The sequence below is a fragment of the Achromobacter agilis genome (assembly GCF_900496965.1).
Taxonomy (GTDB): domain Bacteria; phylum Pseudomonadota; class Gammaproteobacteria; order Burkholderiales; family Burkholderiaceae_B; genus Achromobacter; species Achromobacter agilis.
Genome location: NZ_UFQB01000008.1, coordinates 166,513 through 186,428, shown reverse-complemented (window position 1 = coordinate 186,428; position 19,916 = coordinate 166,513). Strand labels below are relative to the sequence as shown.

The 19,916-nt window shown below is 67.1% G+C and carries 19 protein-coding genes and 1 riboswitch; of the genes, 9 read left to right on the top strand and 10 right to left on the bottom strand.

Translation table 11 applies throughout. The annotated features are described in order from the left end of the window. Positions 1-47: 47 nt before the first annotated feature. The 4 genes from AGI3411_RS12335 to AGI3411_RS12320 form a co-directional block, all read right to left on the bottom strand. Complete coding sequence (locus tag AGI3411_RS12335) at positions 48-1,229, bottom strand: ABC transporter substrate-binding protein (RefSeq protein WP_129527654.1); 1,182 nt, start codon at positions 1,227-1,229, stop codon at positions 48-50. A 202-nt stretch (positions 1,230-1,431) separates the two neighbouring features. Next, complete coding sequence (locus AGI3411_RS12330) at positions 1,432-2,220, bottom strand: ABC transporter ATP-binding protein (RefSeq protein ID WP_129527653.1); 789 nt, start codon at positions 2,218-2,220, stop codon at positions 1,432-1,434. Beyond that, on the bottom strand, positions 2,208-2,978 hold the full coding sequence (locus tag AGI3411_RS12325) for an ABC transporter permease (protein WP_129527652.1): 771 nt from the start codon (positions 2,976-2,978) through the stop codon (positions 2,208-2,210). The genes AGI3411_RS12330 and AGI3411_RS12325 overlap by 13 nt, the downstream gene beginning before the upstream one ends. An 18-nt stretch (positions 2,979-2,996) precedes the next feature. Next, positions 2,997-3,995 (bottom strand): aliphatic sulfonate ABC transporter substrate-binding protein, encoded by a 999-nt coding sequence (locus tag AGI3411_RS12320; protein WP_208748073.1) that lies wholly within the window; start codon positions 3,993-3,995, stop codon positions 2,997-2,999. Positions 3,996-4,199: 204 nt separating this feature from the next. Here AGI3411_RS12320 and AGI3411_RS12315 point away from each other — a divergent pair, with 204 nt between their 5' ends. The 4 genes from AGI3411_RS12315 (at position 4,200) to AGI3411_RS12300 (ending at position 7,749) form a co-directional block, all read left to right on the top strand. Beyond that, a complete protein-coding gene (locus AGI3411_RS12315) occupies positions 4,200-5,387 on the top strand; it encodes an NAD(P)/FAD-dependent oxidoreductase (protein WP_129527651.1) in 1,188 nt (395 codons plus the stop codon). 13 nt (positions 5,388-5,400) lie between these two features. After that, complete coding sequence (locus AGI3411_RS12310; protein ID WP_129527650.1) at positions 5,401-5,997, top strand: HutD/Ves family protein; 597 nt, start codon at positions 5,401-5,403, stop codon at positions 5,995-5,997. A 70-nt stretch (positions 5,998-6,067) separates the two neighbouring features. Next, positions 6,068-6,817: an electron transfer flavoprotein subunit beta/FixA family protein gene (locus AGI3411_RS12305; protein ID WP_129527649.1), complete on the top strand. Its 750-nt coding sequence runs from the start codon at positions 6,068-6,070 to the stop codon at positions 6,815-6,817. Then, a complete protein-coding gene (locus tag AGI3411_RS12300) occupies positions 6,817-7,749 on the top strand; it encodes an FAD-binding protein (RefSeq protein WP_129527648.1) in 933 nt (310 codons plus the stop codon). The genes AGI3411_RS12305 and AGI3411_RS12300 overlap by 1 nt, the downstream gene beginning before the upstream one ends. Before the next feature lie 16 nt (positions 7,750-7,765). On the opposite strand, the gene AGI3411_RS12295 is transcribed toward AGI3411_RS12300, so the two are convergent. The 3 genes from AGI3411_RS12295 to AGI3411_RS12285 form a co-directional block, all read right to left on the bottom strand. Continuing rightward, complete coding sequence (locus AGI3411_RS12295) at positions 7,766-8,779, bottom strand: LysR family transcriptional regulator (protein ID WP_129527647.1); 1,014 nt, start codon at positions 8,777-8,779, stop codon at positions 7,766-7,768. Between the two features lie 31 nt (positions 8,780-8,810). Further along, entirely contained in the window at positions 8,811-9,614 is an 804-nt protein-coding gene (hutG, locus tag AGI3411_RS12290; protein WP_129527646.1) for an N-formylglutamate deformylase, read from the bottom strand. A 125-nt stretch (positions 9,615-9,739) separates the two neighbouring features. After that, positions 9,740-10,693, bottom strand: coding sequence for a LysR family transcriptional regulator (locus AGI3411_RS12285; protein ID WP_244240333.1), 954 nt, complete (start codon positions 10,691-10,693; stop codon positions 9,740-9,742). Positions 10,694-10,798: 105 nt separating this feature from the next. Between AGI3411_RS12285 and AGI3411_RS12280 the strand changes: the two genes are divergently transcribed. Next, a complete protein-coding gene (locus tag AGI3411_RS12280; protein ID WP_244240332.1) occupies positions 10,799-12,022 on the top strand; it encodes an MFS transporter in 1,224 nt (407 codons plus the stop codon). Positions 12,023-12,031: 9 nt separating this feature from the next. On the opposite strand, the gene AGI3411_RS12275 is transcribed toward AGI3411_RS12280, so the two are convergent. Then, positions 12,032-12,670: a TetR/AcrR family transcriptional regulator gene (locus tag AGI3411_RS12275; RefSeq protein ID WP_129527645.1), complete on the bottom strand. Its 639-nt coding sequence runs from the start codon at positions 12,668-12,670 to the stop codon at positions 12,032-12,034. 151 nt (positions 12,671-12,821) lie between these two features. On the opposite strand from AGI3411_RS12275, the gene AGI3411_RS12270 reads away from it, so the two are divergent. The 4 genes from AGI3411_RS12270 to AGI3411_RS12255 are packed head-to-tail and all read left to right on the top strand — an operon-like array spanning position 12,822 to position 16,618. Further along, positions 12,822-13,505 carry a MarC family NAAT transporter gene (locus tag AGI3411_RS12270; protein ID WP_129527644.1) on the top strand — a complete coding sequence of 228 codons (684 nt, stop codon included), beginning with the start codon at positions 12,822-12,824 and terminating at the stop codon, positions 13,503-13,505. Continuing rightward, complete coding sequence (locus AGI3411_RS12265) at positions 13,492-14,526, top strand: Lnb N-terminal periplasmic domain-containing protein (RefSeq protein ID WP_129527643.1); 1,035 nt, start codon at positions 13,492-13,494, stop codon at positions 14,524-14,526. Before AGI3411_RS12270 ends, AGI3411_RS12265 begins: the two co-directional genes overlap by 14 nt. After that, positions 14,523-16,439 carry an esterase/lipase family protein gene (locus tag AGI3411_RS12260; RefSeq protein WP_165359157.1) on the top strand — a complete coding sequence of 639 codons (1,917 nt, stop codon included), beginning with the start codon at positions 14,523-14,525 and terminating at the stop codon, positions 16,437-16,439. Before AGI3411_RS12265 ends, AGI3411_RS12260 begins: the two co-directional genes overlap by 4 nt. After that, complete coding sequence (locus AGI3411_RS12255) at positions 16,436-16,618, top strand: hypothetical protein (RefSeq protein WP_129527642.1); 183 nt, start codon at positions 16,436-16,438, stop codon at positions 16,616-16,618. The genes AGI3411_RS12260 and AGI3411_RS12255 overlap by 4 nt, the downstream gene beginning before the upstream one ends. Before the next feature lie 100 nt (positions 16,619-16,718). Here the strand turns inward: AGI3411_RS12255 and AGI3411_RS12250 are convergent, their stop codons facing one another. Together AGI3411_RS12250 and AGI3411_RS12245 are read right to left on the bottom strand one after the other, a co-directional pair. Next, positions 16,719-17,855, bottom strand: a complete 1,137-nt coding sequence (locus AGI3411_RS12250; RefSeq protein WP_129527641.1) for a porin — start codon at positions 17,853-17,855, stop codon at positions 16,719-16,721. A 442-nt stretch (positions 17,856-18,297) separates the two neighbouring features. Further along, entirely contained in the window at positions 18,298-19,584 is a 1,287-nt protein-coding gene (locus AGI3411_RS12245; protein ID WP_129527640.1) for an LLM class flavin-dependent oxidoreductase, read from the bottom strand. A gap of 177 nt (positions 19,585-19,761) precedes the next feature. Next, a riboswitch (TPP riboswitch) is annotated at positions 19,762-19,868 on the top strand. Positions 19,869-19,916: the final 48 nt, after the last annotated feature.

Below are 19,916 nucleotides of genomic sequence, written 5' to 3'. Positions count from 1 at the left end.
GGGAGCCGGCCGGCCCGAGGGCCGGCCGGTGTGTCAGGCGCGGCGGCTCAGCCGGCGCAGGCTTCGAAGACCTGGTCCGGCGGAAACACGCGGACGATGTCCATCACGTAGGCGGGCTGGGGCGGCTTGCCCGTATTCACGACGCCCCACAAGCCGTTCTGCATGGCCTGGTGGTCGCAAGCGCGCATGGTTTTCTCACCTTCGACGGAATTTCCGCGCACGCTGCCGGCGAAGGCTTCGACCCATTTTTCCTTGTCCCAGGTGCCGGTCTTGTCCACCACGTCCAGCCACCAGCTCATGCCGTCGTAGGCTTCGCCCGCGGCGGCGGAGGGAAACTCGTTGTACTTCTTGCGGAACGCCTCGACGAAGGCCTTGTTGGCTTCGTTTTCCACGGTGAAGTGGTAGCGCACGCCGGATTGGACGCCCACCGACGTGGAGCCGACGCCGGCCGCCATGGTCTCATCGGCGATGACCGGGCCGAAGATCTTGCGCGTCTTGCCCAGGTCGATCTGGCCCGCCTGCTTGACCATGGTGACGGCGTCCGAGCCCGTCATGAAGAGCGCCACGCCATCGGCGTTGGAGCGCGCGATCTTGTCGGCGATCGACGAGTAGTCGCGGTTGCCCAGGGGCGGGAAGTCCGCTCCCACGATTTCGACGCCGGCCTTTTCGGCTTCCCGGCGGTACCACTCCCAGCTATCGCGCGTGGCCTGGTAATCGGCCGTGACGCCGTAGATGCGCTTGAGCTTTTGTTCCTTGGTGTAGGCCAGCGCCATCCGTTGTTCCATGCCCAGCGTGTTGGACGTGCGGAACGTATAGCGGGAACCGCCCGGCACGGTGATCTTGTCGTCGGCGGACATGGTGACCAGGTGAGGGATCTTGCGCTGTTTGGCGATGTTCATGATCGCCAGCGTGCTGGCGGAACTGACCGCGCCGAAGATCATCTGCGAACCGTCGGAGATGAGGCGGGTGGTTTTCTGCACGGCTGGCTGCGGCTTGGTCTCGTCGTCCTCCCACGTGACCTGGATGGGCTTGCCCAGCACTTTGCCGCCGCGCTGCTCGATGGCGATGGTGACGCCCTTGCGCATGTCTTCGCCAAAGATGCCGTAGGTGCCCGATAGCGACACGACGCCGCCGATCTTGAACGTGTCCGGTTCAGCGGCGTGCGCGCTTGCTGCGAACAGGGCGCACAAGGCCAGCGCGCCTCGGACGGCGGGACTCCATGTCTTCATTTTTTGTCTCCACGTATTTTTCATTGTGGCTCGTAATGTTTTACGTAGCTCGATTGATATGCTACGACTGGAGATGTAATCAGAATAATTGGGGTAAACCCGCGAGATACAGACGAAAAGATTCCGCCCCAGGGCCGGCAGGCGCCTGGGGCGGAATCGGGAGGGCAAGCGCCCGCGCGGGGCTTTGGGGAGGGGGCTGGCCCTAGGCGGCCAGTTCCATGCTTCGGGTGACTTCTTCCTGCACGCGCTCCCAGATGGCCCGCTTCAGTTCCACGAAGCGGGGCGACAGCTGCACGTCCGCGCTGCGCGGATGGGGCAGGTCGTTGTGGATGTCCTGCACGATGCGGCCGGGCTTGGAACCCATGACGGCCATCCGGGTGGACAGGGTCAGTGCTTCGTCGATGGAGTGCGTGATGAAGACAATGGTCTTGCCGCTCTGTTCATAGATCGACAGCAACTGGTCCTGCAGCACCTGCCGGGTCATGGCGTCCAAGGCGGCGAAGGGTTCGTCGAAGAGCATCACGTCCGGGTCGTTGGCCAGCACGCGGGCGATCGACACGCGCTGCTTCATGCCGCCCGAGAGGGCGTGCGGATATTTGTCCGCCGCCTGTTTCAGCCCGACCATCTCGATGTACTTGCGGGCGATCGGCGCGCGTTCCTGGCGCGGCATGCCGCGCATTTTCAGGCCGAATTCCACGTTCTCCTGCACGGTGCGCCAGGGAAACAGGGCGTATTGCTGGAACACCATGCCGCAGGCGGCGGTCACGTCGGTCACCGGCTTGCCGTTGACGGCGATGCTGCCGCTGTCGGGCGCGATGAAGCCCGCCATCAGGTTCAGCAGGGTGGACTTGCCGCAGCCGGAGGCGCCCAGCAGCACCAGGAATTCGCCGCGCCGGACTTCCAGGTCGACCTTGTCGAGCACGGTGATGCCCCCATAGGACTTGGAAACCCCGGCAAGGCGGATCATCGTATCGTCGGTCATCGTTGCCATGACAGCACCCATCGCTCAAGTAGACGCAAACACAGATCGGTCACCAGCACGGTGAAGCTGATCAGGACCATGCCGAGCACCACGGTGTCGGTCTGGAAAAACTCCTTGCCGTTCATGATCATGAAGCCCAGGCCTTCCTTGGACGCCACCAGCTCGGCCGAGATGACGCAGGTCCAGGACAAGCCCAGGATGATCTTCATGCCCGAGAGGATCTGCGGCAGACAGCCCGGGAACAGCACTTCGCGCATGACCTGCCAGCGGTTGGCGCCCAGGTTGCGGGCGGCGCGCACCAGCACGGGATCGATGCTGCGGGTTGCCTCCATCACGTAGAGCAGGGCGGGCACGAAGGAGCCCATGAAGACGATGCTGTACTTCTGCGTTTCGGTGATGCCGAACCACAGCAGCGACAGCGGGATCCAGCTCATGGACGGCAGCGGGCGCAGGAAGGAGATGATGGGATCGAACACGGCGCGGGCCACCTTGGAGGTGCCCAGCAGGATCCCCAGCGGAATGGCCACGATGACCGCCGCCATGAAACCCACCATGACGCGCCGGGTCGAGGCCAGGACGTTGTAGAACAGCGTGCCCTGGTCCGACATGGACAGGGCGCGCGCCAGGACCTGTGACGGCGCGGGCAGGAAGATGGGGTCCACCGCGCCGGCGCGGCACAGCGCTTCCCAGCACAGCAGAAAACCCAGCAGCGATAGCGCGCTGACCCAGATCAGCCGCGTTTCCCTTGAAGACGTGCGAATGGACATAGGCGGGCGGTTCCGTGCTTAGAGGTACGAGACCTGGACCCAGTCCTTGACCACGGGCGCGCGGTCGATCTGCTTGAGCGAGACCAGCATCTCCGCCAGTTGCTGCATGCCGCTCACGAAATTGCCGGGCTCCACCATCAGCGCCTTCTGGTCGGCGGCTGAGTACCACTGCGTCTGCTTGATGACGGCCAACTGGTCTTCCTTGGACAGGCCGGTCAGTTCCAGCAGCACGCCGGCGGCTTCTTCAGGCTGTCCGCTCAGCATGGCGTTGGCCTCGAACACGGCTTGCAGGAACTTGCGCACCGCCTCGGGATTCTCCTTGCCCAGCTTGGCCCGCGTGAGAAGCACGTCCGGGCCCGGGGTGATGGCGTACTGCTTGTAGAGCGAGAAGGCCGTATCGTCGAGCAGCACGCGCGTGCCGGGCACGGCCTTGATGCGGTCGAAGGCCGGGGTCCAGGCGACCGCCGCGTCGATCTGCTTGCCCTGGTACGCAGACAGGATATTGGTGGCGGGCAGGTTGATGATGGATACGTCCTTGTCCGGGTCCAGCCCGGCCTGGCGCAGCACGTCCAGCAGCAGCACGTGCGCGCTGGAGGCATAGGTGACGCCGATCTTCTTGCCTTTCAGGCCGGCGACGGAGGTGACATCTTCGCGCACCAGCACGCCTTCGGCGCGGCCGAAGTTGTTGGGCGTGGCGATGACCTGGAACTGGCGCGCGCCCGCGGCCATCAGCGCCAGCGACGACACCACGCCGGTGCCGGCCAGGTCGACGTTGCCGGCCATCACCGCGCTCATGCGGTCCGAGGACGTCGCGAAGCTCTGCCATTTGATGTCCAGGCCCTGCTTGGCGAACAGGCCGGTCTTCAGGGCGATGTAGGCCGAGTAATGGCCCAGCCAGGCGGAGCCGCCGTAGGTGCACGACGCCCCGGCCGCGCGGCCGATCATGGGAAATCCGAGGACGCTTGCGCCCGCCAGTGCCGCGGTGCGCGCCAACATGGCGCGGCGGTTCATGTTCATATTCTTCCCCTACGTAGATGTAGATTGACTGATGGATGTCATGTCACCGGCGCTCTGTGGGCGCGGCAGACGTGACTTTCGCCTGTACATCGGCCGGCGGCGTGAATATAAGCAATGGCGATGGTCAGATTTCGCTGGGCTTATATTGCGGCGGCTCCGGAAAGCCGGGTTCACACTCGCGCCACTTGTCCTTGGAGCCTTGTCTTGAAAAGCTATGACGTGATCGTGATTGGTGCCGGCGTGATCGGCAGTTCCGTGGCCTTCCACCTTGCGGAGCTGGGTGCGAAGAACGTGCTGGTGCTGGATCGGGCGACGATCGGCGCGGGCACGACATCGCAGTCCTCCGGCATTCTGCGCACCCACTATTCGGTGCGCGAGAACGTGGAACTGGCGCAGCGCTCATGGCGTGTGTTCAATGATTTCGCCAACTATGTGGGCGACGACGAAGCCTCGTGCGGCCTGGTCAAGTGCGGTTATCTCATCAGCGCGGCCGACGACGGCAAACTGGAGCCGCTGCGCAGCGCGCTGGCGCAGCAGGTGCAACAAGGCATCGCGCTGGAAATGCTGAACCCCGCGCAGGCGCGCGAGCTGCTGCCCATCGCCTCGTTCGACGATGCCGCGCTGATCGGTTTCGAACCCGACGCGGGCTTCGCCGATGCCTATCTCGTGGCCACCAGCTTCGCGCGCGGCGCCCGCCGCCGCGGCGTGACCATCCGCGAAAACGTCGACGTGCGGCGCCTGCTGGTCGAGAACGGCCGGGTGGCGGGCGTGTCCACCTCGGAAGGCGACTACGCCAGCCCGCTGGTCATCAGCACGCAGAACATCTGGACCTCGGAGCTGGCGCACTGGACGGGCGTGCCCATGCCCGTCGTGCCGGAGCGCCACGCCGTGCTGGCGCTGGAGTGCGACCAGGCGCCCTATACCTACGCGATGCCGGTCTATAAGGACCTGGCGTCCCCGGGGATGCTGTATTGCCGCAGCTATGGCGGCAACCAGATGCTGGTGAGCGAGGGCATCGTCGGCGAAAAGCTGCAGCAGAGCGATGCCGAGCAGGGCGACATTCCGCTGGATTACGTGGCGGAGGTTGGTGCGCAGGTGGCCGAGCGCTTCCCGGCGTACGAGACGGCCGGCCTGGCGTCTTCGTGGACCGGCGTGTACGACGTCACCCCCGACTGGAACCCCGTGCTGGGCCGCGTCGGCGGCGTGGCCGGCCTGATCGTGGGATTCGGATTCTCGGGCCATGGCTTCAAGCTGTCGCCCACCGTGGGGCGGGTGCTGGCACAGGAGGCGCTGGGGCTGGCCACCGATGTGTCGCTCGCGCCCTACGACATCGGCCGCTTCCAGAGCGGCGCGCTGCTTACCGGGAAGTACGGCCTTGGCGCGGTCTCCTGATTCCGCGCCCGCCATGCCTGTCAGCTGGCTGGCCCTGCCGCCCGAGCCCTGGAAAAACGGGGCGGGCCAGACCCGCACGCTGGCCGCGGACAGCGCCGCACGCTGGCGCGTGAGCATCGCCGACATCGATCGCGACGGTCCGTATTCCCGCTTTCCAGGCTATGACCGCGTGTCGGTCGTGCTGTCCGGGCAGGGCGTGGAACTGCGCGGCGAGAGCGCGGCGATGTTGCTGCTGCCCGGCGAGCCTGCCGGGTTCGCGGGCGATGCGGCGTTCACGTCCCGCCTGCTGGGCGGACCGGTGCGCGTGTTGAATCTGTTCGTACTGCGTGGCGCCGCGACCGCCCACGTATTCGTCGCAGGCGGGGCGGCCGCGCCGCTCGCGGCCGGCGGGCTGGACGGTTCCCCGCGGACGACCCGGCTGGTGCTCGCCCTGCGCGCGGGCCGCCTGGACGGGAAGGCGCCGGGCGCGGCGCTGGCGGCGGGCGAATACCTCGTCACGGCGGCCGAGGGCGATGCCGGCGGCGCGTTCCTTCCCGCGGCCCGCCCGCCGCCGGGCGGCATCTCGGCCATCGTGCTGGATATCGGCGTCGCCGCGGCCGACGGCGCCTGAAACCGGTGGCGCCGAGCGCCGGGGCGTAGGGCCCCGGGGCGCCTGTGATTCTTTTTTCCTGGAGGTTTTCATGAAGGTAATTGCCGCGGTCAAGCGCGTGGTTGACCACAACGTCAACGTGCGCGTCAAGGCCGATCAGAGCGGCGTCGACATCGGCAACGTGAAGATGTCGATGAACCCGTTCGATGAGATCGCCGTCGAAGCCGCCGTGCGCCTGAAAGAGCAGGGCGCGGCAAGCGAGGTCGTCGCCGTTACCTGCGGCACGGCGCAGTCGCAGGAAACGCTGCGCACCGCGCTGGCGATCGGCGCGGACCGGGGCGTGCTGGTCCAGACCGACGCCGCGCTGCGGCCGCTGGCGGTGGCCAAGCTGCTGCTTGCGGTCGTGCGCAAGGAACAGCCCGCCCTGGTGATCCTGGGCAAGCAGGCGATCGACGATGACGCCTGCCAGACGGGGCAGATGCTCGCAGCCCTGCTGGGCTGGCCGCAAGCCACCAATGCCAGCGATATCCGCGTGGAAGGCGATACGGTTCGCGTCACGCGCGAGGTCGATGGCGGGCTGGAGGTGCTGGAGCTGACCCTGCCGGCCGTGGTCACGGCAGACCTGCGGCTGAATGAGCCGCGCTATGTGACGCTGCCCAACATCATGAAAGCCAAGAAGAAGCCGCTGGATACCGAGACGCCAGACGGCCTGGGCGTGGACCCCGTATCCCGCCTGGAAACGCTGCGCGTCGAAGCGCCCGCGGCGCGCCCGCCCGGCGTGAAGGTCGCCGACGTGGCCGCGCTGCTCGACAAACTGAAGAACGAAGCGAAGGTGATCTGATGACGGTACTCGTTATTGCCGAACACGACGGGCGCATGCTGAACGGCGCTACGCTCAACGCCATTGCCGCCGCCGGCAAACTGGATATGCCGGTGCACGTGCTGGTGACCGGCGCGGACGCGCGCCCGGCGGCCGAGGCGGCTGCCCGCGCCGCCGGCGTGGCCAAGGTGCTGCTGGCGCAGTCGCCGCAATTCGACGACGGCGTGGCGGAAAGCGTGGCGGCCCAGGCCGTGGCGATGGCCGGCGGCTATTCCCACCTGTTCATGGCGGCCACGGCGCATGGCAAGAGCGTCGCCCCGCGCGTTGCCGCGCTGCTGGACGTGGCGCAGGTGTCCGACGTGATCCAGGTGGTGGCCCCGGACACGTTCAAGCGCCCCATCTACGCCGGCAACGCGATCGAGACCGTGCGCAGCGGCTATCCGGTGGTGGTGGCTACGATCCGCGCCACGGCTTTCGATCCCGCGCCGGCCGAAGGCGGAAATGCCGCGATCGAGACGGTAGCCGCCGCGTCTTGCGACCGCTGCGCGCGTTTCGTCAGCCGCGAGATCGCCGTATCGGAGCGGCCCGACCTGGGCAGCGCCCGGGTGGTGGTGTCGGGTGGACGCGGGCTGGGCAGCGCCGAAAACTTCAAGTTGCTGGATCCGCTGGCGGAAAAGCTGGGCGCGGCGCTGGGCGCCTCGCGTGCCGCGGTCGATGCGGGCTATGCGCCGAACGATTGGCAGGTGGGCCAGACCGGCAAGATCGTGGCGCCCGAGCTGTATGTGGCGGTCGGGATTTCCGGGGCCATCCAGCACCTGGCCGGCATGAAGGACGCCAAGACCATCGTCGCCATCAACAAGGACGGCGACGCGCCGATCTTCGGCGTGGCGGACTACGGCCTGGTCGGCGATCTGTTCGATGCCGTGCCGACTCTGACGGCCGCCTTGCCTTGAGGTGAACGGAGCGCGGTCAGCGCCGCGTGCTGCGCCACAGCGTGGCGGGCGGCAGCCCCAGGGCCGGGGCGATGTCTTTCTGGATCAGGCGTTCCATCGCCATCAGGATCACGTCCCGGGCCTCGGTCGGCAGCTTGCCGACCTCTTGCTGGCGGGCGGCCAGATAGAGGGTGCGCGACAGGCTGCCGTCGTCGCCGCGCGCCATACCCAGATAGGGCGCCAGCGGCAGCACCCGCAACTGGTCCACGAAATGGCGCGATTGCCAGATGCACAGCGGCGTGCTGATCGCAAAGCCCAGCCCCGCCGTGACCAGGCTGAGCAGCGGATCGGTGTTGTCGAATTCGAAGGTGCGTTCGATCATGACGCCCTGGGCTTCGATCAGGCGATCGATCTCGGCGCCGATGAAGGAGCGGGCGCTGTAGCGGATGAATTGCGCCTGCCTGCCCAGTTCTTTCAGCGATTCGATGTTTTCCATGTCCATCGAGCGCGGCACGATCAGCAGATAGGGCTCGCTGAACAGGCTGTATTTGCGGATGGCGGGCTTGCCGGCCGATGCGCTGGTGGTGACGACCAGGTCGAGCTGCCGGTCCTCCAGCTGCTTGTCCAGCACCGGCGTGATGCCCGACCACAGCCGGATCTGCCGCGACGCGCCCGACAGGCCGTGGATCAGCGTCGGGCCCAGCGTGCCGGCGAAGGAGTCGACACAGCCGAAGCGGACGATATTGCGCTTGGCCCGGCTCAGGTTGCGCACGCTTTCGGTCATGTCGCCCGCCTGCGCGAGCAGGCGGGCAGCGTGGTCGAACAGCAGCTCGCCGGCGGGCGTGGGCCGCGCCGGCCGGGTGCTGCGGTCCAGCAGCACGGTGGCCATCGCGGCCTCCAGCTGCTTCACGCGCTGCGACACAGCCGCCTGCGACAGGTCCAGCAGGCGCGCCGCGCCGGATACCGACGCGGACTCCACCACCGCCACCCAGGTCAGCAGCAGGTTCCATTCCGGATAGCTTTCGGTGGTGTTGAACGTAAAGCGGTTCATCGCCTGGGCCGGGGCAGGAAATGGCGGAAACTCAGCGCTGGCGCGCAGAGGCCTGCCGCAGGGCGGCCTGCACCAGGCCTTCGACGACCGGGATCACTTTCTCGGCAAGATCCGCGCGGTAGCCGTAGGGATGGGTTTCGTCCATGTAGGTGGACTGGCACATTTCCAGCTGGATGGCGTGGATGTTGTCCGCCGGCGCGCCGTAGTGGCGCGTGATGTAGCCTCCCTTGAACCGGCCGTTGACGGCCCAGGTGTAGTCGGAGCAGTCGCGCAGGCGGTCCTCGACCGCGGCCAGGATGTCGGGCGCGCACGCGGCGCCGTCGGAGGTGCCGATGTTCAGGTCGGGCAGCTTGCCGTCGAACAGGCGGGGCAGCACGCTGGCGATCGAATGCGCCTCCCAGAGCAGCACCGTGCCGTGTTCGGCCTTGATGCGGTCCAGTTCCTCGCACAGTTTGGCGTGGTACGGCTGCCAATACGTTTGCAGGCGGTGGGTGCGTTCGGCATCCGTCAGGATGCCTTCGTTCAGGTAGAGGGCGTCGCCGCGGAAGGTCTGGGCCGGGCACAGGCCGGTCTTGGTCTGGCCCGGATACAGGCTTTCGTCGTTGGGCGGACGGTTCAGGTCCACGACATAGCGCGAATAGCGCGCGCCGATGACCGAGGCGCCCATGGCTTCGACAAAGCGGTACAGCGTATCCAGGTGCCAATCGGTGTCGCCGGACTGCAAGCCCACGGGCGTCATCTGCGCGCGTTGCGAGTCGGGGATCAGGCTGCCCAGGTGGGGGATGGAGACCAGCAGCGGGGCGGTGCCACGGCTGAATTGGTAAATATCGCTCAAGAAAGACTCCGGGGGAAAAGACGGGACGCCGCGGGCGGCAGGCATGGATATGCTAGGCAGCGTCCTTGGGTATCCGGTATTGCATAACGAAGCGCAATACTGAAGATCATAAAGGATGATGCAAATCAACGTGGCTCCGGCGCCGCGCGGGCGGCCCAGGGCGGGCCTGCGCTCCAGGCGCGCGCGATGCTGTCGATCAGGACGCGCACCTTGGGCGCCAGATGGCGGCGGTGCGGGTACACCGCGCAGACTGGCGCGCCGGCGGGCGCCACGGATTCGAGCACGGCCTGCAGCCGCCCGGCGCGCAGGTCCGCGCCGACCAGGAAAGCGCCTAGTTGCACGATGCCTTCGCCCGCCAGCGCAGCGTCGCGCAGGGCTTCCGTGTTGCCCATCCGCAGGCGTCCCGCCGCCTGCACCTGGCGCTCCTGTCCATTGACCGCGTAGCGCCAGGCCACCAGCACTCCGGCGTGCGTGAAGGCCAGGGTCCGGTGGCGGGCCAGGTCGTCTGGCGTGGCGGGGGCGCCGTGGCGCTCCAGGTACGCGGGCGAGGCGCAGGTGATCAGGCGGTGCGGCGCCAGCACCCGCTGCACCAGCCGGCTGTCCGGGTCGCCGCCGATGCGGATGGCCACGTCGACGCCGTCGCGCACCAGATCGGTGTAGTCGTCCGTGAAGCTGACGTCCGCTTCCACCTCGGGCCACTCCCGCAGGTAGTCGCGCAGCAGCGGCATGATGTGCAGCCGGCCCAGGGACACGGGCAAATCGAGACGCAGCCGCCCTCGGGGCGCCTGCTTGCGGCTGTCCATCGCATCGGCCGCGTTCTCCACTTCGGCCAGGATGCGCAGCGCGTGCTCGTAGAAGACGCGGCCTTCATCGCTGAGGCTGACGCTGCGGGTGCTGCGATGGAGCAGCCGCGCGCCCAGGCCTTGTTCCAGGCGCGCGATGCATTTGCCGATGGCGGAGCGGGACAGGCCCAGCTTGTCGGCCGCTGCCGTGAAGCTCTGCGAGTCCGCCACGCGCACGAAGGCCAGGAGGTCTCCGATGTGGTCCAGGCGCGCGGCGGGCAGGAGCGTATTGGGCACGATTCGTCCCTTATGTGTATCGAATTGCCTACTTTATCAGCTGGCTGGAAACAGTAGAGTGCACAAGGGTCGGCCCGCGACGGGCCTTATCTGGACTTTTTCGACATGACCCGTGGCATTTCCCTGCAAGACGGCGCCGTTTCCGGCTCGCCGCTGCCCCAACCCTGTCCGGCGCCGGACCTGCGGCGTCCCTGGCTGGCCGTGACGGCCGTCGGGATGGCCACGTTCTGCGTAGTCACGACCGAAATGCTGCCGGTGGGCCTGTTCGTTCCGATCACCGCCGCGCTGGGCGTTTCGGTAGGCATGGGCGGCTTCATGCTGTTCGTGCCCGCGATCCTGGCGGCGCTGTTCGCCCCGCTGGTCGTGGTGGGGGCGAAGGGCGCGGACCGGCGCGTCATTCTTTGCGGCCTGCTCGCGCTGCTGGCGGGCGCCAACGCCGCCAGCGCCCTCGCGCCGAGCATGGCGTGGTTCCTGGCGGCGCGGGTGCTGGTGGGGTTCTGCATCGGCGGCGTGTGGGCGATCGCAGGCGGGCTGGCGGCCCGGCTGGTTGCACCGGGCGCGGTCGGGCTGGCCACGTCGATCATTTTTGGCGGCGTGGCGGTGGCGTCCGTGCTGGGGGTGCCGCTGGGGGCGTTCATCGGCGGCCTGGCGGGATGGCGCGCGGCATTCGGCGCCATGGCGGTATTGTGCTTCGGCGTGCTGCTTCTGAACGCGTCGAGCCTGCCGCGGCTGCCCGCCGAACGCGCGCTGCGCGTGCGGCAACTGGTGTCGCAACTGGCCAACCCGGCGCTGCGGCTGGGGCTGCTCGTTACGCTGTGCCTGGTTGCGGGGCATTTCATGGCCTACACCTTCGTGCGGCCGCTGCTGCAGTCCCACGCGGCATTCGGGCCGGCCTGGATCGGTCCGCTGCTCTTTGCCTACGGCGCGGCGGGCGTGGCCGGCAACTTCCTGGGCGGCGGCGCCGCCGCCAGGCGCCCGGCCGCGACGCTGCTGGCCATCGCGGCCGGCCTTCTGGTTACCTTGCTGCTCTTCAGCGCAGTGGGCCAGTTCCCTGCGGCGGCCGCAGCGCTGCTAGTCGCCTGGGGATTGGCGTACGGCGGCGTTTCGGTATCGCTGCAGACCTGGATGATGAAGGCGGCGCCCCGTGCGGTCGAAGCGGCGACCTCGCTTTTCGTGGCGGTGTTCAACCTGGGCATAGCGGCCGGCTCGCTGCTCGGCGTGCCCAGCGTGGACGCCCTGGGCCTGCGGGCCAACCTCTGGCTGGCCGCGGCATGCATCTTGGCGGCGGCCGCCATGCTGGCGCGGGCAGGGCGGCAGGCCGCGCCCTGACGGCGCGCGCTAGGCGCGGAAGGCCCGCAGCAGCGTGTCGACGCCATAGCGGCAGGTGGCCAGGTGTTCGGCATCGGGACCGTCGGCGCTGCCGCCGGACAGGCGGGCATGGGCGGCGATGCCGTTGATCAGGTTGCCCAGGGTCAGCGCGGCCTGGCGGGGATCGTCAATGCGCAGTTCGCCTCGTTCGCAGGCTTGGCGCAGGCACTGTTCGAGCGGGGCGTGGATCTGCTTTTCCACCGCGATGCGCAGCGCTTCGGCAAGCTGCGGCAGGCGATGGCATTCCGAGATCAGCAAGCGGTACAGGGCGACCGATTTGGGCTGGAGGGCGTAGGTCAGCAGGCGCACGGACAGCTCATGCAGCGCCACGCCGACGGGTTGCGTCAGCATGGCGGCGGGGAACACCGCGGCGCGCAGGCCGTCCAGCTCATGTTGCAGGACCGCGGCCAGCAGGCCTTCTTTGTTGCCGAACAGCTGATAGGCGGTGGCAGCGGAGCCACCGGCCTGCCGCAAGACGCGCTGGATGGAGGTCTGGGCATATCCGTGCTCCAGCAACGATTGCGTGGCCGCCTCGAGCAGGCGCTCGCGGCGCGCTTCGCCCTTGCTGGTCAGCGGGCGTGCCGCCGTATCGTTGGAAACCGTGTTCACTTCGTCCTCCCGCCTCCAGGTTGCCGCGGGCGGTAATGTGCCCGCTCTCCGGCTTTGATCAGCATGTGTAATGTATAGTACATTACACAATTGAAAATTTCCCGCGCGGCTGCGAGGCACAGGGCTGCGCCTTTACGCACAAGAGGCGGCCATGACCGACGACCTGGTTCAATTGGGCAAGCTGGTGAGTTTGGGGCTTGCCCTGATGCTGCCGCTGGCCAACCCGCTGACGTCGATGACCCTGCTGCTGTCCCTGGGCCAGCACATTCCCTACAAGGAGCGCGAGCGCCAGGTGACGCAGGCGGCGTTCTACGTGGTCGCCATCATGGTCGTGACCTACTACGCCGGCGCTTGGATCATGCACACCTTCGGCATTTCGATTCCGGGGTTGCGCATCGCGGGTGGCCTGATCGTGGCCAGCATCGGTTTCAGCATGGTGTTTCCGTCTGGCGACGCAAGCGCCTCGGAAGTCGACGTCGCCGACGCACAGGCGAACCGGCAAGTGCCCAACATCGCATTCGTGCCCCTGGCCCTGCCCGGGACCGCGGGGCCGGGCACTATCGCCATGATCATCAGCGGAGCCGCGTCGGTCGACGCGACGGTGACGCCCTCCTATGCGCCGTGGGTGGTCGCCATCACGCCGGTCATCGTGTTTACGCTGCTGGGCCTGCTGTTCTGGGTCTGTCTGCGATCGGCCGGCCGCATCGTCGCGGTGATCGGCCAGGGCGGGGTAGAGGCCATCTCGCGCATCATGGGCTTCCTGCTGGTGTGCATGGCGGTGCAATTCGTTATCAATGGCGTCCTGGAAATCGTGCAGCAATATGGCGCAGGCTAGCCGGATAACGCTTCGCGCCCTGGTGATGGCGGGGCGCGCTGTCCTGACCGTGCTGCTGGTGTTGTCCGCGGGGTGGGGTTGCCTGGCGCTGGGTTACCAGATGCCCGGGGGCGGGGCCGTCAAAAGCGTGGCGATGCTCGCCTGGGCCGGGCTGTGCCTTTATGCGGCGGTGGCGCTGTGGCGGCGGCGGCCGCGGCGGGCCTTGTGGGTCTATCTGATCGGCCTGGCGGCGCTGTGCGGCTGGTGGCTGACGCTGGCGCCGTCCAATGACCGGGTCTGGGCCGACGACGTGGCGCGGACGTTGCGAGGCAGCGTGGCCGGCTCTGTCGTCACGCTGGAAAACGTGCGCAACTTCGATTGGCAGCCCGATACGGACGCGCGCTACACGGCGCGCTGGGAAACCCGAAGCTACGACCTGGACGCGCTCGCGTCCGTCGACATGGTCCTGTCGTATTGGGGCAGCCCGGCGATCGCGCATACGCTGGTGTCGTTCGGGTTTGCCGACGGCCGCCATGTCGTGTTCTCGGTCGAGATCCGCAAAGAGCGCGGCGAACAGTTCTCGGAGATCGGCGGCTTTTTCAAGCAGTTCGAACTGAGCGTCGTCGCCGCCGACGAGCGCGACATCCTCTATGTGCGCGCCGGGCCGCGCGCCGAACGCGTATTCCTGTATCCCGTCAGCATGCCCGTGCCCGCGATGCGCGAACTGTTCCTATCCTACGTGCGCACGGCCAACGAGCTGGCCGATACGCCGCGCTTCTACCATACGGTCACGGCCAACTGCACGACGCTGGTGTACCGGATGGTGCGCGCCATCGTGCCCGGCCTGCCCATGGATTACCGCATCCTGCTGTCCGGCTACCTGCCGGAATACCTGTACGAGCAAGGCGGCCTGGATCGGGGCCAGCCTTTGGCGGCCTTGCGCGAACAGGCGTTTATCGGCAAGCCGGCCCTGCCGGGGCCGGACGCCGCTGCGTTTTCCCGCGCCATCCGCCAGCCGCGAACCGCCGGGAGCCTTCCATGATCTCGGGGGAGAGCCGCCGCGGAAGGATGGCGGTGCGGGCGGCGGCGTTCCTTGCCGTCTTGCTGTGCGCCGGTTGCGCGGGCGTCAAGGTGTCGTCCGTCAGCACGCAGGACTACATCGCCCAGCGCCGGGGCGACGTGCTCACCACCGGCCGGCTCAGCGCGTCGGCGCGCGAGGCCATGGCCGTGCTGGGCCTGAACGCGCAGGACTGCCGCAAGGATCCCGATACCTGCATCCAGGCGCTGACCGCGACGGAAGGGCTGGACAGCGAACGGCGCCTGGCCACCCTGTCCGAAGCCTGGCTGGCGGACGCACTGGCCATCGAGAAGCAACGGCCTGTCGGCCAGCAGGACAGGGACCGGCTGCTGGACGCCTACCTCCAGACCGCGCGGGCCGCCTATGCGTACCTGTTCTTCACGCCGCGCTCGCCCAGCGACCGGGCCTTCGAGGACAGGCAGACCCAGGTCCGCGACTACTACAACTATGCCGTCCAGCAGGCCGTCACCCGGCTGTTCGAGCAGTATCGCGGCCGCTCGCCCGGGCCCGGGGAAAAGGTGGCGGCAGGGCCGTGGCAGGTGCTGGGCGAGATGTCGGAAGTGAAGCTGGCCGAGGGCCGGCGGCTGCCGCATGAACTGGTGCCCGCGTCCACGCTGACGTTCCAGGGTCTGCGCGGCATGTATCGCCGCGATGGCTTCGGCGCCGAACTGGTGGCGGTCACGGCCCGGCGCGTGAATGACGCCGATACGTTCAAGACGCCGTTCAGCGAAACGCCGTTCCCGGCCGTGACGGCGATCCTGAGCTTCCCCGGCGATACGCTCGAGCAGGTGATGGCGACGCGGGAGGCGATACTGACCGGGTACGATCCCTACAAGCGCGATGCCGTGCAGCTGGCCGGCACCAAGGTGCCACTGGCCGCGAACTTCACGTCGGGCTACGGCCTGTGGCTGGCCCGCTCGGGCTTTGCCACGCAGGCCCTGCGCAACGTGCTGGGCAGCGAAGAAGGCATCGTGGCGCCGCATGTGTACCTGCTGCAACCCTACGATCCGGACCGGCGCACCATCATCATGCTGCACGGCCTGGCGAGCAGCCCGGAAGCCTGGATCAACATGGCCAACGAGGTGCTGGGAGACGAAACGCTGCGCCAGCATTACCAGATCTGGCAGGTCTATTACCCGACCAATGCGCCGTTGGCGACGAACAACCGCGCCATCCGCGAGGCCCTGAGCCAGACGATGGCACATTTCGATCCCGCCGGCACCGCGCAGGCCTCGCGTGACATCGTGGTCATCGGCCACAGCATGGGCGGCGTCCTGAGCCGGCTGCTGGTCTCGTCGTCCGGCACGGTGTTGTGGGACGCGCTGCGCGACCGCGGCCGGCTGGACGACAAGCAGCTCGAGCAGGCGCGTGAGGAGTTCGCTCCGATCCTGAGCTTCGACGCCTTTCCCGGCATTACGCGGGCCGTATTCATCGCGGCGCCGCACCGGGGCACGCCGTTCGCCGAGAACACGCTGTCGCGCTGGCTGTCCAACCTGATCACGCTGCCGGCGACGGTGGTCCGGCAGTTCGCCAAGCTGAACCGGCTGGCGGATGCGGACGGGGCGTCTCCGCCCGAATCCCCGGCGCGAGTGCCCAACGGCGTGGACAACCTGAGCGAGAAAGACCCCTATGTGCTGCTGACGGGCCGGATGCCGATTTCGCCGTCGGTACGCTATCACAGCATCATCGCGAACGACACGCCGGGCGTCCCGCTGGCGGAGTCGGACGATGGCCTGGTGCCGTACCGCAGCGCGCACCTGGACGGCGCGCAATCCGAAAAGGTCATTCCCTATTCGCATAGCGTGCAGGAGACGCCGGCGGCGATCCTGGAACTGCGCCGTATCCTCAAGTTGCAGTTGGACCCGCAGGCGCCATGATGGCGGGAATCCTCATCGGAGCGGCGGCCATCGCCGCCGGCGCGCTGGGGGCGGCGCTGCTGCGCTACCCCGGCGTCGTGCTGTACGACTGGATCGCGACGCGGTCCAGGCAGGCGCCCCGGCCAGTCCGGGCGGCGGCGCCCGGCGAGCCGGGCAAGCCAGCCTCGCTGGCGGGCTAGGGGCCCCGGCCCGGCGGACCAAAAAAAAGCCATCCGATGAACGGATGGCTAAATGAGGAGACGCCCCGACTCTGCTCAGTTGGGGCAGCCCATGACCTGCTTAGAAGCGATGACGGATGCCGACGCCGAGCGTGCTGATCTTGTCACCCTTGATGAACGCAGCACCATCGGCGTAGGACGCCAGGGCGTACAGGTTGGTCCGCTTGGACAGATCGTACGTGTAGCCCAAGCTGTACACGTCCATGGCGTACAGGTTCTTGTTGGGATCGGCGCGTTGCCACGAGGCGAACACGTTGCTGGCGCCGCCGATCGGTGCGCTCACGCCCACCATGTACGAATTGATGCGCAGGCCGTCCCAGGTGAAGCGGTCGTTGGTGTAGCCCATGCCGCGCGCGATGCCGCCGGACTGCTGGCGGCCGCCCATCAGCGCGAAATCCTGGCCGGCGAACACGCCGTCTTCGGAACGGCCGTAGGCCAGCGACAGCTTGACCACTTCGAAGTCATACGCGCCGCCGATGATGAACTGCTGCGGTTGCGGCTGGTTCGGCTTGCGGTATTGCACGTCGTACGTCAGGGCCAGCTTCAGGGGGCCGTTGTCGTACTTCACGCCAGCGGTCCAGGCGCGGTTGTTGTCCTTGGTCTTGAAGCCGGTGGGGCCTTCGACGTCGTCGGTCGAGAACGAATAGCCCACGCCGCCCTGGAAGCCGTTCCAGTTAGGGGTCTGGTACATGACCATGTTGTCGTAGCGGACGGTGTTGGCCGCGCTGAACGTCATGCCCATGTTGGCGTTCAGGTAGTCGAGCGAGAACGGATCGATGTCGCTGAAGTACTTGGACGCGATGTTGGTCTGGCGGCCCAGTTCGAGCAGGCCCCATTCGACGTGGCTCAGGCCGACGGTGGCCTGGCGGCCGAACATGCGGCCACCTTGCGAACGGTTGCCGTTATTGGCCGTGAAGCCGCTTTCCAGCGTGAAGACCGCCGACAGGCCGTCGCCCAGGTCTTCCGTACCGCGCAGACCCCAGCGCGAACCGTTCTGGATGCCGTCGTTCATGCCCACACGGGAAGCGTAGTCGCCGCCATACAGGCCCCGATTGGAGTCGGTCGTGCCGACTTTGGCGCGTTGGTAGGTCAGGCCCAAGTCGACGATGCCATACAGCGTCACCGAGGTTTCGGCATACGCCGTGCCGGCCATACCGGCCAGAATGGCGCCAGCGAGCAAGGTTTTTGTTAGTTTCATGTCACATCCCGTTCTAAGGCTTGAGTCACCTGCCTCCAGTGCGGTGAAGACAGACCAGACCTAACCTTAGGCAAGTGGGTGGGAAAGCATGAAACTGAAAATTACACAATCATTCAAGATATGCTAATTAGGGCCGAATTAGGGTATGCCCTCTCTGACTAATTTCTTAACGGCCAAAATTTAGTTACTTCGTTCACATAAGAATACCTACTGTTTATTGCATAACAACAACAGTGGCCGGGTTTTCGACCAACGGGCGTTTGCGGGTATTCGGCGAGGTATTGATACCTATGGAAAAAGCGGCGTCTAAAAATCGCGTACATATTGATAAAGTATGTCGGGTATTTTGTTGCATTGCGCCAATTTCGCCGCCATTCCCCAAAAAAACAGCGCATCCGCCTGCCGGCCGGATGCGCTGTTTTTTCAAGGGGCGGGGCGGACGCTAGCGCCGCGGCTTTTCCAGGCCGAGGTGGCCGCGCAGGGTCGTGTGCTCGTATTCCTTGCGGAACAGCCCCCGGCGCTGCAGCACCGGGATCACGTGCTCGACGAAGTCGTCGATGCCGCCGGGCAGCGAGGGCGGCATCAGGTTGAAGCCGTCGGCCCCTTCGTTGCGGTACCAGCGCTCCATCCGGTCGGCGATCTGCTCGGGCGTGCCCACCATCGTGCAGTGGCCGCCGCCGGCTGCCAGCCGCCCCAGCAGTTGGCGGACGGTGGGCTGTTCGGTTTCGATGATGCGCAGGATGGTCGCGTACCGCCCCTTCGGGCCGGTGAATTCGGACAGCGGTGGCAGCGGCGGCACGGGGGCGTCCAGCTCCCAGGCCGAGCAGTCCTGCAGCACGAAAGTACCCAGCTGGCGCAGCGACGCGTCGCTGGGCAGTAGCACGTCGAGTTCGCGCTGCTTGGCCCGCGCCTCGGCTTCGGTCGATCCCACGTACGTGACCAGGCCCGGCATGATGGGCACGAAGGCCTTGCGGCCGGCCGCCAGCACGCGTTGCTTGACGTCGCGGTAATAGGCCTGGGCGGCGGGCAGGTCATAGGCGACCGCGTAGATGGCTTCGGCGCGCCGGGCGGCCAGGTCGCGGCCTTGGTCCGAGGCGCCCGCCTGGAACAGCACGGGATGGCCCTGGGGCGGGCGCGGCACGGTCAGCGGCCCGTCGACCAGGAAATGCTCGCCGTGGTGGTCGATCTTGCGCACGCGTTCCGGCACGCCATAGACGCCGCCGCGGTCGATTGCCAGGGCGTCCTCGTCCCAGGAGTCGAACAGCCGCAGCGCGACGTCGACGAACTCCTCGGCGCGCGCATAGCGCCAGTCGTGCCCGGGCATGGATTCGTAACCGTGGTTGCGGGCTTCCGCGTCGAACATGGAGGTGACGACGTTCCAGCCCATGCGCCCGCCGGAAATGTGGTCCAGCGAGGCGACCAGGCGGGCCGCATGGAACGGCGTGAAGAACGTGCTCGATACTGTGCTGATCAGGCCGATGCGGGTGGTGGCGCGCGCGATGGCGGCCATGGTGGTCAGCGGTTCCAGGTACCAGCGCGGCCCGTCGCCGATGTTGTCGACCGATTGGCCGTCGGCGAAGAAGATGGCGTCGAGCTTGCCGCGTTCGGCGCTGCGGGCCAGTTCCTCGTAATAGCCGATGTCGCCCAGGCGCTCCACGGGGGAGTCCGGATGGCGCCAGGCGGCACGGTGGTGGCCGCAACCGAAAATGAACAGATTCAGGTGCAACATGGCGGTCGGTTTCCGGATGGGCCGGAGGCGAGGAGGGCTGGGGACATGGTCGGGCTCGTCTAGGCTTTCGGCGGACACGCGAACGGGCGCCGCACGCGGGCGAACTTAGCACAAATGGGCGGACCCGGCGCCCGCCCCAAATGCGTTGACATCGGCGCGCCGCTCTCCTAACCTTGCGGCAATTCCTGGGGGAGCCCTGTATGGGCTGAGATTCCGCGTCGCCGCGGTAACCCTTTGAACCTGATCCGGGTAATGCCGGCGAAGGGAAGGACTTCGCAAGACTCGCGCGCCCTCCCTAGATTTCCATTCATCTTGCGGCCCCCCTTGGTCGG

What these genes read in the sequence shown, in the direction of transcription:
- AGI3411_RS12295 (WP_129527647.1), bottom strand. Translation starts at nt 8,779, where the DNA reads ATGAACCGCTTTACGTTCAACACCACCGAAAGCTATCCGGAATGGAAC.
- AGI3411_RS12250 (WP_129527641.1), bottom strand. Translation starts at nt 17,855, where the DNA reads ATGAAACTAACAAAAACCTTGCTCGCTGGCGCCATTCTGGCCGGTATG.
- AGI3411_RS12310 (WP_129527650.1), top strand. Translation starts at nt 5,401, where the DNA reads ATGCCTGTCAGCTGGCTGGCCCTGCCGCCCGAGCCCTGGAAAAACGGG.
- AGI3411_RS12270 (WP_129527644.1), top strand. Translation starts at nt 12,822, where the DNA reads ATGACCGACGACCTGGTTCAATTGGGCAAGCTGGTGAGTTTGGGGCTT.
- AGI3411_RS12325 (WP_129527652.1), bottom strand. Translation starts at nt 2,978, where the DNA reads ATGTCCATTCGCACGTCTTCAAGGGAAACGCGGCTGATCTGGGTCAGC.
- AGI3411_RS12305 (WP_129527649.1), top strand. Translation starts at nt 6,068, where the DNA reads ATGAAGGTAATTGCCGCGGTCAAGCGCGTGGTTGACCACAACGTCAAC.
- AGI3411_RS12335 (WP_129527654.1), bottom strand. Translation starts at nt 1,229, where the DNA reads ATGAAGACATGGAGTCCCGCCGTCCGAGGCGCGCTGGCCTTGTGCGCC.
- AGI3411_RS12320 (WP_208748073.1), bottom strand. Translation starts at nt 3,995, where the DNA reads ATGAACATGAACCGCCGCGCCATGTTGGCGCGCACCGCGGCACTGGCG.
- AGI3411_RS12330 (WP_129527653.1), bottom strand. Translation starts at nt 2,220, where the DNA reads ATGGCAACGATGACCGACGATACGATGATCCGCCTTGCCGGGGTTTCC.
- AGI3411_RS12300 (WP_129527648.1), top strand. Translation starts at nt 6,817, where the DNA reads ATGACGGTACTCGTTATTGCCGAACACGACGGGCGCATGCTGAACGGC.
- AGI3411_RS12260 (WP_165359157.1), top strand. Translation starts at nt 14,523, where the DNA reads ATGATCTCGGGGGAGAGCCGCCGCGGAAGGATGGCGGTGCGGGCGGCG.
- AGI3411_RS12245 (WP_129527640.1), bottom strand. Translation starts at nt 19,584, where the DNA reads ATGTTGCACCTGAATCTGTTCATTTTCGGTTGCGGCCACCACCGTGCC.
- AGI3411_RS12265 (WP_129527643.1), top strand. Translation starts at nt 13,492, where the DNA reads ATGGCGCAGGCTAGCCGGATAACGCTTCGCGCCCTGGTGATGGCGGGG.
- AGI3411_RS12280 (WP_244240332.1), top strand. Translation starts at nt 10,799, where the DNA reads ATGACCCGTGGCATTTCCCTGCAAGACGGCGCCGTTTCCGGCTCGCCG.
- AGI3411_RS12255 (WP_129527642.1), top strand. Translation starts at nt 16,436, where the DNA reads ATGATGGCGGGAATCCTCATCGGAGCGGCGGCCATCGCCGCCGGCGCG.